This is a genomic window from Pseudomonas bijieensis (genome assembly GCF_013347965.1).
Classification (GTDB): domain Bacteria; phylum Pseudomonadota; class Gammaproteobacteria; order Pseudomonadales; family Pseudomonadaceae; genus Aquipseudomonas; species Aquipseudomonas bijieensis.
Genome location: NZ_CP048810.1, coordinates 6,560,534 through 6,574,150, shown reverse-complemented (window position 1 = coordinate 6,574,150; position 13,617 = coordinate 6,560,534). Strand labels below are relative to the sequence as shown.

Genomic DNA, 13,617 nt, shown 5'->3' with positions numbered 1-13,617 from the left:
ACTCATTGAAACTCCTATGCGTGATCCAGCTCCTTCTGACACATCCAAGCAGCGCGTCATTGTCGGCATGTCCGGCGGCGTGGACTCTTCCGTTTCCGCCCTTCTGCTGATCGAGCAGGGTTATGAGGTGGAAGGCCTGTTCATGAAGAACTGGGAAGAAGACGACGGAACCGAATACTGCACCGCCATGGACGACCTCGCGGATGCCCAGGCGGTGTGCGACAAGATCGGCATCAAGCTGCACACCGCCAACTTCGCCGCCGAGTACTGGGACAACGTGTTCGAGCACTTCCTGGCCGAGTACAAGGCCGGCCGCACGCCGAACCCGGACATCCTGTGCAACCGCGAAATCAAGTTCAAGGCGTTCCTCGACTACGCCATGATGCTCGGCGCAGACCTGATCGCCACCGGCCACTACGTGCGTCGCCGCGACATCGACGGCCGTACTGAATTGCTCAAGGGCCTGGACCCGAACAAGGACCAGAGCTACTTCCTGCATGCCGTCGGCGGCGAACAGATCGCCAAGACCCTGTTCCCGGTAGGCGAACTGGAAAAGCCCGAAGTGCGCGCAATCGCCGAAAAACACCAGCTCGCCACCGCCAAGAAGAAGGATTCCACCGGGATCTGCTTCATCGGTGAGCGCCGCTTCAGCGACTTCCTCAAGCAGTACCTGCCGGCCCAGCCAGGCGAGATCAAGACCACCGAAGGCGAAGTCATCGGCCGTCACCATGGCCTGATGTACCACACCATCGGCCAGCGCCAGGGCCTGGGCATCGGCGGCTTGAAAGACGCTGGCGAAGAGCCTTGGTACGTACTGGTCAAGGACCTGGAACACAACGAGCTGATCGTCGGCCAGGGCAACGACCATCCGTGGTTGTTTTCCCGCGCCCTGCTCGCTTCCGACATCTATTGGGTCAACCCCATCGACCTCAGCGAACCACGTCGCCTGACGGCCAAGGTTCGCTACCGCCAAAGCGACCAGCCCTGCACCCTGGAAAAAACCGCCACGGGCTACCGTGCCACCTTCGATGACCCGCAGCGGGCGGTCACGCCCGGCCAGTCCGTGGTGTTCTATGACGGCGAAGTCTGCCTGGGCGGCGGCGTGATCGAAGTCGCAGAACCCTGGAGCAGCAAGGCATGACCTCCATCCAGGAACAACTGACAGCATTGGGTGGGGTGTTTCTCGCCGCCGTGCTGGTGGACAGGATTGCCAAGACCGGCCAGGCCACCGAGGCGGGCGTGGCCTGCATGCTCGGCAGCCTGCTGGTTCGCGACCCCAAGGACACCCTGGAGGTCTACGGCGGTGACGACCTGAACCTGCGTGAAGGCTATCGCGCCCTGATCGGCGCCCTGGAACGCGATCCCAGCGCCCTGCAACGCGAACCGCTGCGCTACGCCTTGTCGATGCTGGGGCTTGAGCGCCAGCTGGCCAAGCGCGACGACCTGCTGGAGACCATCGGCAAACGCTTGCCGCAGATCCAGTCCCAGGTCGAGCACTTCGGCCCGTCCCACGAAAACGTCGTCGCGGCCTGCGGCGCGCTGTACCAGGACACCCTGAGCACCTTGCGCCAGCGCATCCAGGTGCACGGCGACATGCGCAACCTGCAGCAACCGAGCAATGCCTCGAAGATCCGCGCCCTGTTGCTGGCCGGGATTCGCTCGGCACGGCTGTGGCGGCAGTTGGGCGGCCATCGCTGGCAACTGGTGATCAGCCGGCGCAAATTGCTTAAAGAGCTTTACCCGTTGATGCGCAACGAATAAGTCGCCTCAACCCGTTTTTGTAGTTCGTTACGCGTAATACGCCGGTCAGTTGGCGACGGACCGGCGATTGTTTTCATGTATGATACGCGCCCCATTTCGTTGCCCGACTGTCCGAGAACACCCCATGCAGCTCTCTTCGCTCACTGCGGTTTCCCCTGTTGACGGCCGCTACGCCGGCAAAACCCAGGCCCTGCGCCCGATTTTCAGCGAGTACGGCTTGATCCGTGCCCGCGTCCTGGTTGAAGTACGCTGGCTCCAGCGCCTGGCCGCCCATCCTGCCATCAGCGAAGTGCCGGCGTTTTCCGCCGAAGCCAACGCGGTGCTGAACGCCCTGGCAGAAAACTTTGTGCTGGAGCACGCCGAGCGCGTCAAAGAGATCGAGCGCACCACCAACCACGACGTCAAGGCCATCGAATACCTGCTCAAGGAGCAGGCGGCCAAACTGCCAGAACTGGCCAACGTCAGCGAGTTCATCCACTTTGCCTGCACCAGCGAGGACATCAACAACCTGTCCCACGCCCTGATGCTGCGCGAAGGCCGTGATGAGGTGATGTTGCCGCTGATGCGTCAGACCGCCGAGGCCATCCGCGAGCTGGCGATCCGCTTCGCCGACGTGCCGATGCTGTCGCGCACCCACGGTCAACCGGCTTCGCCGACCACCCTGGGCAAGGAACTGGCGAACGTGGTGTACCGCCTGGAGCGCCAGATCGCCCAGGTTGCCGCCGTGCCGCTGCTGGGCAAGATCAACGGTGCCGTGGGCAACTACAACGCCCACTTGTCGGCCTACCCGGACATCGACTGGGAAGCCAACGCCCGCGCCTTCATCGAAGACGAGCTGGGCCTGAGCTTCAACCCGTACACCACCCAGATCGAACCGCATGACTACATCGCCGAGCTGTTCGACGCGATCGCCCGTTTCAACACCATCCTGATCGACTTCGACCGTGACATCTGGGGCTACATCTCCCTGGGTTACTTCAAGCAGCGCACCATCGCCGGCGAAATCGGTTCCTCGACCATGCCGCACAAGGTCAACCCGATCGACTTCGAAAACTCAGAAGGCAACCTGGGCATCGCCAACGCGCTGTTCCAGCACCTGGCGAGCAAACTGCCGATCTCCCGCTGGCAGCGCGACCTGACCGATTCCACCGTACTGCGCAACCTGGGCGTGGGCTTTGCCCACAGCGTCATTGCCTACGAAGCCAGCCTCAAGGGCATCAGCAAGCTGGAACTGAACGAGCAGAAGATCGCCGCCGACCTGGACGCCTGCTGGGAAGTCCTGGCCGAGCCGATCCAGACCGTGATGCGTCGCTACAACATCGAAAACCCGTATGAAAAGCTGAAAGAACTGACCCGTGGCAAGGGCATCAGCCCTGAAGCGTTGCAGACTTTCATCGATGGCCTGGACATGCCTGCCGACGCTCGCGCCGAGCTGAAAAAGCTGACGCCGGCCAGCTACATCGGCAACGCAGCGGCACAAGCCAAGCGCATCTGATCCACGGCTTTACCTTTGAGACGCCCGGCCGCGCCGGGCGTTTTTATTCGCGGCTGAAAAGTATATTTTTTCAATAGGTTACACATGAATCCTGATATTCCTCTGCAACTCCTGGGCGGCATTACGGCACGGGAGTTCCTGCGCGACTACTGGCAGAAAAAACCGCTGCTGATCCGTCAGGCGATTCCTGACTTCCAAAGCCCCATCGACGCCGACGAACTGGCCGGCCTGGCCCTGGAAGAAGAAGTCGAATCGCGCCTGGTGATCGAGCACGGCGAGCGCCCTTGGGAACTGCGTCGCGGCCCGTTCGCCGAAGACGAATTCAGCAAGTTGCCAGAGCGCGAGTGGACCCTGCTGGTACAGGCTGTCGATCAGTTCGTACCGGAAGTCAGCGAGCTGCTGGAGAACTTCCGCTTCCTGCCGAGCTGGCGCATCGACGATGTGATGATCAGCTTCGCCGCCCCCGGTGGCAGCGTGGGCCCGCACTTCGATAACTATGACGTGTTCCTGCTGCAAGGCCATGGCCAGCGCAACTGGAAAATCGGCCAGATGTGCGACTCCGAGAGCCCGCTGCTGCAGCACGCCGACCTGCGCATCCTCGCCGAATTCGAGGCCACCGATGAGTGGACCCTGGAACCGGGCGACATGCTCTACCTGCCACCGCGCCTGGCCCACTGCGGCGTGGCCGTGGATGACTGCATGACCTACTCGGTGGGTTTCCGTGCGCCTAGCGCCGCCGAAGTACTGACCCATTTCACCGACTTCCTCAGCCAGTTCCTGCCGGACGAAGAACGCTACACCGACGCCGATGCACGCCCTGTAGCCGACCCGCACCAGATCCAGCAGGACGCTCTCGACCGCCTCAAGGGCCTGCTGGCCGAGCACATGAGCGACGAGCGGCTGCTGCTGACCTGGTTCGGCCAGTTCATGACCGAGCCACGCTACCCGGAACTGGTGGTGGGCCCGGAGCTGGAAGAAGACGACCTGCTGGCCAGCCTGGAACAAGGTGCAGTGATCATTCGCAATCCGAGTGCGCGCCTGGCCTGGTCGGAAGTCGATGATGACCTGCTGCTGTTCGCCAGCGGCCAGAGCCGTTACCTGCCGGGCAAGCTGCGCGAACTGCTGAAAATGATCTGCGCCGCCGACGCCCTGCACATCGAGAACCTTGGCCCGTGGTTGGCCGATGAAGACGGTCGCGGCCTGGTCTGCGAGCTGGTCAAGCAAGGCAGCCTGGGGTTCGCTGATGAATAAAATTCACGTTCGTGTCGCAGACTGGCAAAAGGATAACGCCGAGATCCGGCGCATTCGTGAAACCGTGTTCATTGCCGAGCAGTCCGTTCCGCCTGAGCTAGAATGGGATGCCGATGACCAGGGCGCGGTGCATTTTCTGGCGTTTGAAGGCGACTTCCCCATTGGCACCGCTCGCCTGTTGACTGACGGCCATATCGGTCGCGTCTCGGTCCTCAAGGACTGGCGCGGCCTGAAGGTGGGTGACGCGCTGATGCACGCCGTGATCGCCGAAGCCGAGAAACGCGGGCTCAAGCAACAGATGCTCAGCGCCCAGGTGCATGCCACGCCGTTCTATGAGCGCCTGGGTTTCGCGGTGGTCAGTGAGGAGTTCCTGGAAGCCGGAATTCCCCATGTGGACATGGTTCGCCATTCCACCTGAAACCCTGTGGCGAGGGGATTTAGCGAAACGTCGCACCGCCCCGCTGGGCTGCGCAGCAGCCCTCAAGTCAGTCACTGTGGTGTGCCAGGTTGACGCAATTAGCTTGTTGGGGCTGCTTCGCAGCCCAACGGGGATAAATCCCCTCGCCACAAAGCATCATCAGCACCATAAAACGCCCCGCCATCCTCCGATGCCGGGGCGTTTTGCCGTCTACCATTCAACTTGCCCCATCCCGGGCCGACAAACTGGCAATATCAAGCCTTTGTCTCGCGGAGAAATGGACATGTCCTTACGCACCCTGCTTACCACTCTGCTGCTCGGTTGCAGCCTGTCGGTCATGGCCGACACGCAAGTCGTGCCGCTGAACTACCGCACCAGCGCCGACCTGCTGCCGGTGGCGCAGAATTTCATCGGCAAGGACGGCCAGGTCAGCGCCTACGGCAACCAACTGATCGTCAATGCCGAGCCCGGCAAAATCGAAGAACTCCGGCAATTCCTCGCCCAATTGGATACCGCTCCCAAGCGCCTGCTGATCACCGTCGACACCAACGAAAACAACCTGCAGGGCGACCAGGGCTATTCGATCAACGGTGCCGCCCCCAGCCAGACCCGCATCATCAATCGCAGCACCGCCAGCCGTGAAGGCGGCGTGCAGCAGGTACAAGCCAGCGAAGGCCAACCGGCGTTGATCCAGGTGGGCCAGAGCGTGCCGTTCACCAGCACCCAGACCGACACCTATGGGCGCATGCAAAGCCAGACCGAATACCGCAACGTCACCCAGGGTTTTTATGTCACCGCCAGCGTCACCGGTGAGACCGTTCATCTGAGCATCAGTACCAACCGTGACCGCATGAGCCAGGAACGTCCCGATGTAGTGAACGTTCAAAGTACCGACACAACCGTCAGCGGTCGCCTGGGCGAATGGATCACCCTGGCCGGGGTCAATCGCCAGAATCAGGCCGACAAACAGGGTCTGACCCGCAGCTACTCGACCCAGGGCCGCGATGACATGATTTTGCGGGTCAAGGTCGATACCCTGAACTGAAGCACCAAAAACTGACTGATGAGTCGTATTAGACCAAAGATGTAGTGCTACAAAAAAAGCACTACAAAACGTTTGACGAGCAAAAAAACCGAAGGCATGATGGCCTCGCTCCCGCTAATCAGGGGCCCTGGCAAGGGCCTTCGGGTCGACGCTTGCAACTACCCTGCGAGCCGATTCGTGTCTGTACCGCCCACAAGGTGTGTTTGACGAGGTTGCGACTGGAACGAAGTTGTCCCGAGGGACGGAAGCGTAACTAGGTAACCCGGCATCACTCTGAGTTCGTATTAAAGGCCCACGACGCCCGAATGCGCCCGCAGTCCGCCCCTACCTGCTCACTTTCCCCTCGAGCCCATCGTTCATCCCGTCGCCTCCCCGCCTGAACCGACTTGTACGCCAACCCCTGGTCGGCAGGAGCAGGAATTTTCCACCAAGACCTATGCGACGAGGTTTATCTCCATGGCACTGACACGCGAACAGCAAATTGCAGCCCTTGAAAAAGACTGGGCTGAAAACCCGCGCTGGAAAGGCGTGAAGCGCAATTATTCCGCTGCTGACGTCGTCCGTCTGCGTGGCTCGGTTCAACCTGAGCACACCTTTGCGAAAATGGGCGCCGAGAAGCTCTGGAACCTGGTCACCCAGGGCGCCAAGCCAGCCTTCCGTCCCGAGAAAGATTTCGTCAACTGCATGGGCGCCCTGACCGGCGGCCAGGCTGTGCAGCAAGTCAAGGCCGGTATCCAGGCGATCTACCTGTCGGGCTGGCAAGTGGCTGCGGACAACAACTCCGCCGAGTCGATGTACCCTGACCAATCGCTGTACCCGGTGGATTCGGTTCCAACCGTGGTCAAGCGCATCAACAACTCGTTCCGTCGTGCCGACCAGATCCAGTGGAAAGCCGGCAAGAACCCGGGCGACGAAGGCTACATCGACTACTTCGCGCCGATCGTGGCTGACGCCGAAGCCGGTTTCGGCGGCGTCCTGAACGCCTACGAGCTGATGAAGAGCATGATCGAAGCAGGCGCCGCTGGCGTTCACTTCGAAGACCAACTGGCTTCGGTGAAGAAATGCGGCCACATGGGCGGCAAGGTACTGGTTCCTACCCAGGAAGCCGTGCAGAAGCTGACCGCTGCTCGCCTGGCTGCCGACGTCGCTGGCGTGCCGACCATCATCCTGGCCCGTACCGACGCCAACGCCGCTGACCTGCTGACCTCCGACTGCGACCCGTACGACCAACCGTTCGTGACCGGCACCCGTACCCCGGAAGGTTTCTACAAGGTGCGCGCCGGCCTCGACCAGGCTATCGCCCGCGGCCTGGCCTACGCGCCATACGCTGACCTGATCTGGTGCGAAACCGCCAAGCCAGACCTGGACGAAGCCCGTCGCTTCGCCGAAGCGATCAAGAAGGAATACCCGGACCAGATCCTGTCGTACAACTGCTCGCCTTCCTTCAACTGGAAGAAAAACCTGGACGACGCGACCATCGCCAAGTTCCAGCGCGAACTGTCCGCCATGGGCTACAAGCACCAGTTCATCACCCTGGCCGGCATCCACAACATGTGGCACAGCATGTTCAACCTGGCGCACGACTACGCCCGCAACGACATGACCGCCTACGTGAAACTGCAAGAGCAGGAGTTCGCTGACGCCGCCAAGGGCTACACCTTCGTGGCGCACCAGCAGGAAGTGGGCACCGGCTACTTCGACGACATGACCACCGTGATCCAGGGCGGCGCTTCGTCGGTGACCGCACTGACCGGTTCCACCGAAGAAGAACAGTTCCACTGATCCACGCGGTAAACGGCCCTTGCGGACCGAATAAAAGCTAACCGCAAAGCCGACGATCTGACGCCCCGACTGGTTCGGGGCTTTTTTTCGCCTGCTGTTCCCCGGCAACGTGGATCGTCAAGCCCGGCTTTCACACTTTGAAGTGACTGACCAACTGCTGCAACTGGTTACCCAGGCGCGCCAGTTCGATGCTGGAGGCTGCGGTTTCTTCGCTGGCCGAGGCGGTCTGTTCGGATACATCGCGCACGTTCAGGACACTCCGGCTGATTTCCTCGGCCACCGAGCTTTGTTGCACCGCGGCGGCAGCAATCTGCTGGTTCATGGACTGAATGCCAGAAACCGCCTGGGTGATATTGCCCAGGGAGGCGCCGGCCTTGGAGGCCAACTCCACGCTGCTGTCGGTCAGTTCACGGCTGTTTTGCATGATACTCGATACCTGGCGCGTGCCGTTCTGCAAACCCGCCACCAGGCTTTCAATCTCTTCGGTGGAATGCTGGGTACGCTGGGCCAGCCCACGTACTTCGTCGGCGACCACGGCAAAACCGCGCCCCGCGTCACCTGCGCGAGCAGCTTCAATGGCGGCGTTAAGAGCCAGCAAGTTGGTCTGCTCAGCCACCGCCCTGATCACGTCCATGATCTTGCCGATGCGCCCACTTTCTTGCTCCAGCTCGTTCATGGCTTCGACCGAGCGCCCGACCTCACTGGCCAAGCGCTCGATCTGAACGATGGCCTGCGCAACCACTTGGTCGCCAATACGGGCTTGTGCATCGGCCTCTGATGCAGCTGCGCAAGCCTGTTCGGCATTACGCGCGACTTCATGCACGGTGACCGACATTTCGTGCATGGCGGTCGCCACCTGATCGGTCTCGATTTTCTGGCTATTGACCCCAGCACTGGTCTGCTCGGTGACAGCCGATAGCTCTTCGGCGGCACTGGCGATTTGGGTGACGCCATCGCGGATACCACCGATCAGGTCACGCAAGGTGGTACCCATGCGCTCGATACCTTGCTGCAAGACACCCAGCTCATCACGACGAGTCACGATCATGTGTTGCGTGAGGTCCCCTGCGGCAATGCGATCGACCACAGCCAATGTGTCCTGCAACGGCCGCGTAATCTGGCGCGTGATGATCAGGGCGGCAAAAATCCCCAGCAACATCGCCAAGGCGGTGCAGCTCAGTTGCAGGACGCGGGCCTGGGCGCTGTCTTCGTCACGGGAGACCAGTTGGCTGGCATACATTTCATCGGTCAGGCGGGTGATGGTTTCGCCCAAATCGATGGTGTCCTGCACGGCCCTGCCAATGGCCTGATTACTGGCAGTGAAGTCCTGCACCGAACGGCGGTAAGCAATCAACGCGGTTTCCAGTTGCTTGATGGTGTCGGTATAGGTGGGACCAAAAGCGCTCTTGAGTGTTTCGATGCTCTTGAACGCATTTTCGAGCTGGCGGGTGGCGGCTTGTTCGGTGGCGCTGTTGGGGTTGCCGGTATAGCCACGCACTTCATAACGCACCAGCGCCACGTCCTCCTTGGCCTTGAGGATGAGCTTATAAAGGTCAAAGCGCTCATCCGAGGCAGGCATCGCTTCTACGTCAGTGATGACCTGGGCAATCAGCGCCGCGCCCTTGACCGCATTGACGCCCATCTCCTTGCGCATGGCTGCGTCATTGCGATAAGCCTCGCGCATCGTATTCAGTGCCACTTGATACTGCGTGCTGGCCTGCTCGATCAGCGCAAGTTTGTTCAGGTTTTCAGGTTTCTTCAGCTCTTTTGCCAGGATTTTCTGCTGGGTGACGAACTGCTCCAGCGACGCCTGGATCAATGCACCCTTTTGTTCATCACCCCTGTCCAACTGGTACTGCAAGCGCGCCCTGCGCAGGTGATCGAGACGGTTGCCGAGCTCGGTGATGCTGGTCATTCGATCAGTGCGCTCGATCATTTTCCCCAGGCTGAACCAGCCGGTCGCGGCGACAATAGCGGTCAAAAGCAGCACAACAGCAAAGCCCAAAGCCAGCTTGAGCATAACGCTCATATTCGCGATCCGAGAGTTCATGACATTCCTTTGGTATCAGCCGCGAACGATGAAAACTGACGCGGCTATATAAGAAGGGAGCGGAAATCTAACCAACATTGATATAGATGATTAGATGAATGAACCACAAAGATAGCCATTTGATATCACTCGTTCAAGACCTTAAGCCAATCTCGTGCCAATTTTCGCTCGCAAAAACGGTGTCGCTTAATGCGCAAATCCCCTGGCCACAGGCGCGGGCCGACTGAGCAACATTGATCTGAGCACCCGGTTTTTTTCACCCGTTTTTTTTGAAGCGACCTACGCTGTAAGAGCAAGCCTGCAACTGTGGGAGTCAGGCTTGTCCGCGAAGAGCGAACGCAGTCTGCCTCGGGACCGCGTTGCCGGGATCGCGGGCAAGCTTGACTCCCACAGGAGCAGTCCCCATGCAGATCCGACCTGCATGGGCCCTCCCCGACAAAACTTCGGCGCACGGATAGAAAAATTGATCGAACGCAGTATTGGGCAGTCCGAAAAGGAGTAAAACGTCCGACGCTGACAACTGCAGTAGCGGCGATGTAAGACAGCCCCTCAGGCACGGCACTAAGTGCAGCGTAGAAAGGCCGCCACAAACAATAACAATTATCATTTGGAAGTCATTATCATTGTTGCATTCCGCACGAAATATTATTAATGAATAGTCGGCCAATGCCCATGGGGCCTGGGCTGCAGGGTCTTGGGGGCGCGCTATGTCCTTATTCCAATAAATAATTTCGCTATAGGAATTTTACTTGCCCGGTGTTTAGCCATAAAATCACCGCGATTGATTGCTGCGACATATCGTCACTGCGTTATTTCATTCAAGCTCAGAGACCTTTGCTCTCTGTTAAGGATTTCCAGCATGTCCGAAGCGACAGGACTCATGGCCCACAACTGGGGCTTTGCCATTTTCCTTCTGGGCGTCGTTGGCCTGTGTGCTTTCATGCTCGGCGTGTCGAGCCTGCTTGGGTCAAAAGCCTGGGGCCGCAGCAAAAATGAACCGTTCGAGTCCGGCATGCTACCTACCGGTGGCGCCCGCTTGCGGCTCTCAGCCAAATTCTATCTGGTCGCGATGCTGTTCGTGATCTTCGATATCGAAGCCCTCTTTCTCTTTGCATGGTCTGTGTCCGTCCGCGAAAGCGGCTGGACCGGATTCGTCGAAGCTCTCGTTTTCATAGCAATTCTGTTGGCAGGTCTTGTCTACCTTTACCGGGTGGGGGCACTTGATTGGGCTCCGGAAGCTCGGCGCAAGCGGCAAGCGAAGCTGAAACAATGAGGCTTTGGCAATGCAATACAATCTCACCAGGATCGACCCCGATGCTCCTAACGAGCAGTATCCGATTGGCGAGCGGGAAACCGTCGCTGATCCGTTAGAAGATCAAGTCCACAAAAACATCTTCATGGGCAAGCTCGAAGACGTGCTGAACAGCACGGTCAACTGGGGTCGCAAGAACTCCCTGTGGCCGTACAACTTCGGCCTTTCGTGCTGCTACGTGGAAATGACCACCGCCTTCACGGCGCCCCACGACATCGCGCGCTTTGGCGCCGAGGTTATCCGGGCATCACCACGCCAGGCGGATTTCATGGTTATCGCCGGTACCTGCTTCATCAAGATGGCGCCGATCATCCAGCGCCTCTACGAGCAAATGCTCGAACCCAAGTGGGTCATCTCCATGGGTTCGTGCGCCAACTCCGGTGGCATGTACGACATCTACTCCGTCGTTCAAGGGGTGGACAAGTTCCTGCCCGTGGACGTCTACGTGCCTGGCTGCCCCCCTCGCCCTGAAGCGTTCCTGCAAGGCTTGATGCTGTTGCAGGAGTCGATTGGCCAGGAGCGTCGCCCGCTGTCCTGGGTCGTTGGCGATCAAGGCGTCTATCGCGCCGAGATGCCATCGCAAAAGGAACAGCGCCGCGAACAGCGTATCGCAGTCACCAACCTGCGCAGCCCCGACGAAGTCTGATCCAGCTCTGCTCTGCATAAGAAACGAGAACCTGGCTTCATTCTTTACGTTGACCGAAAGCGATAAATAACCATGACTACAGGCAGTGCTCTGTACATCCCGCCTTACAAGGCAGACGACCAGGATGTGGTCGTCGAACTGAACAACCGTTTTGGCCCCGAGGCGTTCACCGCCCAGCCGACCCGTACCGGCATGCCGGTGCTTTGGGTTGCCCGCGCCAAGCTCGTCGAAGTCCTGACCTTCCTGCGCAACCTGCCCAAGCCGTACGTCATGCTCTATGACCTGCACGGCGTGGACGAGCGCCTGCGCACCAAGCGTCAAGGGCTGCCCGACGGCGTCGATTTCACCGTGTTCTATCACCTGCTGTCGATCGAACGTAATAGTGACGTAATGATCAAGGTCGCCTTGTCCGAGAGCGACCTCAGCGTGCCGACCGTGACCGGCATCTGGCCGAACGCCAACTGGTACGAGCGTGAAGTGTGGGACATGTTCGGGATCGACTTCCCCGGTCACCCGCATCTGTCGCGCATCATGATGCCGCCGACCTGGGAAGGTCACCCGCTGCGCAAGGACTTCCCGGCCCGCGCCACCGAGTTCGACCCGTTCAGCCTGTCCCTGGCCAAGCAACAGCTCGAGGAAGAAGCCGCGCGCTTCAAGCCTGAAGACTGGGGCATGAAGCGTTCGGGTGCCAACGAGGACTACATGTTCCTCAACCTCGGCCCGAACCACCCTTCGGCCCACGGTGCGTTCCGTATCATCCTGCAACTGGACGGCGAAGAGATCGTCGACTGCGTGCCTGACATCGGCTACCACCACCGTGGTGCCGAAAAAATGGCCGAGCGCCAGTCCTGGCACAGCTTCATCCCGTACACCGACCGTATCGACTACCTCGGCGGCGTGATGAACAACCTGCCGTACGTGCTGTCGGTGGAAAAACTGGCCGGGATCAAGGTCCCGGAGAAGGTCGACGTCATCCGCATCATGATGGCCGAGTTCTTCCGCATCACCAGCCACCTGCTGTTCCTGGGTACCTATATCCAGGACGTCGGCGCCATGACCCCGGTGTTCTTCACCTTCACCGACCGCCAGAAAGCCTACACGGTGATCGAAGCCATCACCGGTTTCCGCCTGCACCCGGCCTGGTACCGCATCGGTGGCGTTGCCCACGACCTGCCGCGGGGCTGGGAGAAACTGGTCAAGGACTTCGTCGAGTGGATGCCCAAGCGCCTGGACGAATACACCAAGGCCGCCCTGCAGAACAGCATTCTCAAGGGTCGTACCATCGGCGTCGCTGCCTACAACACCAAGGAAGCCCTGGAATGGGGCGTCACCGGTGCCGGCCTGCGGTCCACCGGTTGCGACTTCGACCTGCGCAAGGCGCGTCCTTACTCCGGCTATGAAAACTTCGAATTCGAAGTACCGCTGGCGGCCAATGGCGATGCCTACGACCGCTGCATGGTTCGCGTCGAGGAAATGCGCCAGAGCATCAAGATCATCGACCAGTGCCTGCGCAACATGCCGGAAGGCCCGTACAAGGCGGACCACCCGCTGACCACGCCGCCGCCCAAAGAGCGCACGCTGCAACACATCGAGACCCTGATCACGCACTTCCTGCAGGTTTCGTGGGGCCCGGTCATGCCGGCCAACGAATCCTTCCAGATGATCGAAGCGACCAAGGGCATCAACAGTTATTACCTGACGAGCGACGGCGGCACCATGAGCTACCGCACCCGGATTCGCACCCCAAGCTACCCGCACCTGCAGCAGATCCCTTCAGTGATCAAAGGCAGCATGGTCGCGGACTTGATCGCGTACCTGGGTAGTATCGATTTCGTTATGGCCGACGTGGACCGCTAA

The 13,617-nt window shown here is 60.0% G+C and carries 11 protein-coding genes and 1 pseudogene; 10 read left to right on the top strand and 2 right to left on the bottom strand.

Features of this window, described 5'->3' with window-relative positions; all coding sequences use genetic code 11:
• The first annotated feature begins 16 nt into the window (after positions 1-16).
• The 7 genes from mnmA (at position 17) to aceA (ending at position 7,752) form a co-directional block, all read left to right on the top strand.
• A complete protein-coding gene (mnmA, locus tag GN234_RS29200; RefSeq protein WP_109755552.1) occupies positions 17-1,141 on the top strand; it encodes a tRNA 2-thiouridine(34) synthase MnmA in 1,125 nt (374 codons plus the stop codon).
• Positions 1,138-1,761, top strand: a complete 624-nt coding sequence (hflD, locus tag GN234_RS29195) for a high frequency lysogenization protein HflD (RefSeq protein ID WP_176689467.1) — start codon at positions 1,138-1,140, stop codon at positions 1,759-1,761. Before mnmA ends, hflD begins: the two co-directional genes overlap by 4 nt.
• A 124-nt stretch (positions 1,762-1,885) precedes the next feature.
• Positions 1,886-3,256, top strand: coding sequence for an adenylosuccinate lyase (gene purB, locus GN234_RS29190; RefSeq protein WP_109755553.1), 1,371 nt, complete (start codon positions 1,886-1,888; stop codon positions 3,254-3,256).
• A gap of 84 nt (positions 3,257-3,340) precedes the next feature.
• Positions 3,341-4,507, top strand: coding sequence for a ribosomal protein uL16 3-hydroxylase (locus GN234_RS29185; RefSeq protein WP_003203358.1), 1,167 nt, complete (start codon positions 3,341-3,343; stop codon positions 4,505-4,507).
• The gene (locus GN234_RS29180) at positions 4,500-4,925 is read left to right on the top strand and encodes a GNAT family N-acetyltransferase (protein ID WP_116832848.1); all 426 of its coding nucleotides are present in this window, start codon (positions 4,500-4,502) and stop codon (positions 4,923-4,925) included. The genes GN234_RS29185 and GN234_RS29180 overlap by 8 nt, the downstream gene beginning before the upstream one ends.
• A 283-nt stretch (positions 4,926-5,208) precedes the next feature.
• Positions 5,209-5,970 (top strand): secretin N-terminal domain-containing protein, encoded by a 762-nt coding sequence (locus GN234_RS29175; protein ID WP_116832849.1) that lies wholly within the window; start codon positions 5,209-5,211, stop codon positions 5,968-5,970.
• Positions 5,971-6,426: 456 nt separating this feature from the next.
• On the top strand, positions 6,427-7,752 hold the full coding sequence (gene aceA / locus GN234_RS29170; RefSeq protein WP_109755556.1) for an isocitrate lyase: 1,326 nt from the start codon (positions 6,427-6,429) through the stop codon (positions 7,750-7,752).
• A 130-nt stretch (positions 7,753-7,882) separates the two neighbouring features.
• Here aceA and GN234_RS30490 read toward each other — a convergent pair whose 3' ends face one another.
• Both GN234_RS30490 and GN234_RS30485 read right to left on the bottom strand, forming a co-directional pair.
• Positions 7,883-8,587, bottom strand: coding sequence for a methyl-accepting chemotaxis protein (locus tag GN234_RS30490; protein WP_411828796.1), 705 nt, complete (start codon positions 8,585-8,587; stop codon positions 7,883-7,885).
• A gap of 198 nt (positions 8,588-8,785) precedes the next feature.
• Positions 8,786-9,667: pseudogene (locus GN234_RS30485) on the bottom strand (methyl-accepting chemotaxis protein); the annotation flags it as partial.
• Positions 9,668-10,661: 994 nt separating this feature from the next.
• Here GN234_RS30485 and GN234_RS29160 point away from each other — a divergent pair.
• From GN234_RS29160 to nuoC, 3 genes are all read left to right on the top strand, one after another.
• A complete protein-coding gene (locus GN234_RS29160) occupies positions 10,662-11,075 on the top strand; it encodes an NADH-quinone oxidoreductase subunit A (RefSeq protein WP_003203367.1) in 414 nt (137 codons plus the stop codon).
• Positions 11,076-11,085: 10 nt separating this feature from the next.
• On the top strand, positions 11,086-11,760 hold the full coding sequence (locus GN234_RS29155) for a NuoB/complex I 20 kDa subunit family protein (RefSeq protein WP_003180065.1): 675 nt from the start codon (positions 11,086-11,088) through the stop codon (positions 11,758-11,760).
• Between the two features lie 72 nt (positions 11,761-11,832).
• On the top strand, positions 11,833-13,617 hold the full coding sequence (gene nuoC, locus GN234_RS29150; RefSeq protein ID WP_063320475.1) for an NADH-quinone oxidoreductase subunit C/D: 1,785 nt from the start codon (positions 11,833-11,835) through the stop codon (positions 13,615-13,617).

Coding starts and splice junctions, on each gene's coding strand:
- mnmA (WP_109755552.1), top strand. CDS start 17: ATGCGTGATCCAGCTCCTTCTGACACATCCAAGCAGCGCGTCATTGTC.
- hflD (WP_176689467.1), top strand. CDS start 1,138: ATGACCTCCATCCAGGAACAACTGACAGCATTGGGTGGGGTGTTTCTC.
- purB (WP_109755553.1), top strand. CDS start 1,886: ATGCAGCTCTCTTCGCTCACTGCGGTTTCCCCTGTTGACGGCCGCTAC.
- GN234_RS29185 (WP_003203358.1), top strand. CDS start 3,341: ATGAATCCTGATATTCCTCTGCAACTCCTGGGCGGCATTACGGCACGG.
- GN234_RS29180 (WP_116832848.1), top strand. CDS start 4,500: ATGAATAAAATTCACGTTCGTGTCGCAGACTGGCAAAAGGATAACGCC.
- GN234_RS29175 (WP_116832849.1), top strand. CDS start 5,209: ATGTCCTTACGCACCCTGCTTACCACTCTGCTGCTCGGTTGCAGCCTG.
- aceA (WP_109755556.1), top strand. CDS start 6,427: ATGGCACTGACACGCGAACAGCAAATTGCAGCCCTTGAAAAAGACTGG.
- GN234_RS30490 (WP_411828796.1), bottom strand. CDS start 8,587: ATGTCGGTCACCGTGCATGAAGTCGCGCGTAATGCCGAACAGGCTTGC.
- GN234_RS29160 (WP_003203367.1), top strand. CDS start 10,662: ATGTCCGAAGCGACAGGACTCATGGCCCACAACTGGGGCTTTGCCATT.
- GN234_RS29155 (WP_003180065.1), top strand. CDS start 11,086: ATGCAATACAATCTCACCAGGATCGACCCCGATGCTCCTAACGAGCAG.
- nuoC (WP_063320475.1), top strand. CDS start 11,833: ATGACTACAGGCAGTGCTCTGTACATCCCGCCTTACAAGGCAGACGAC.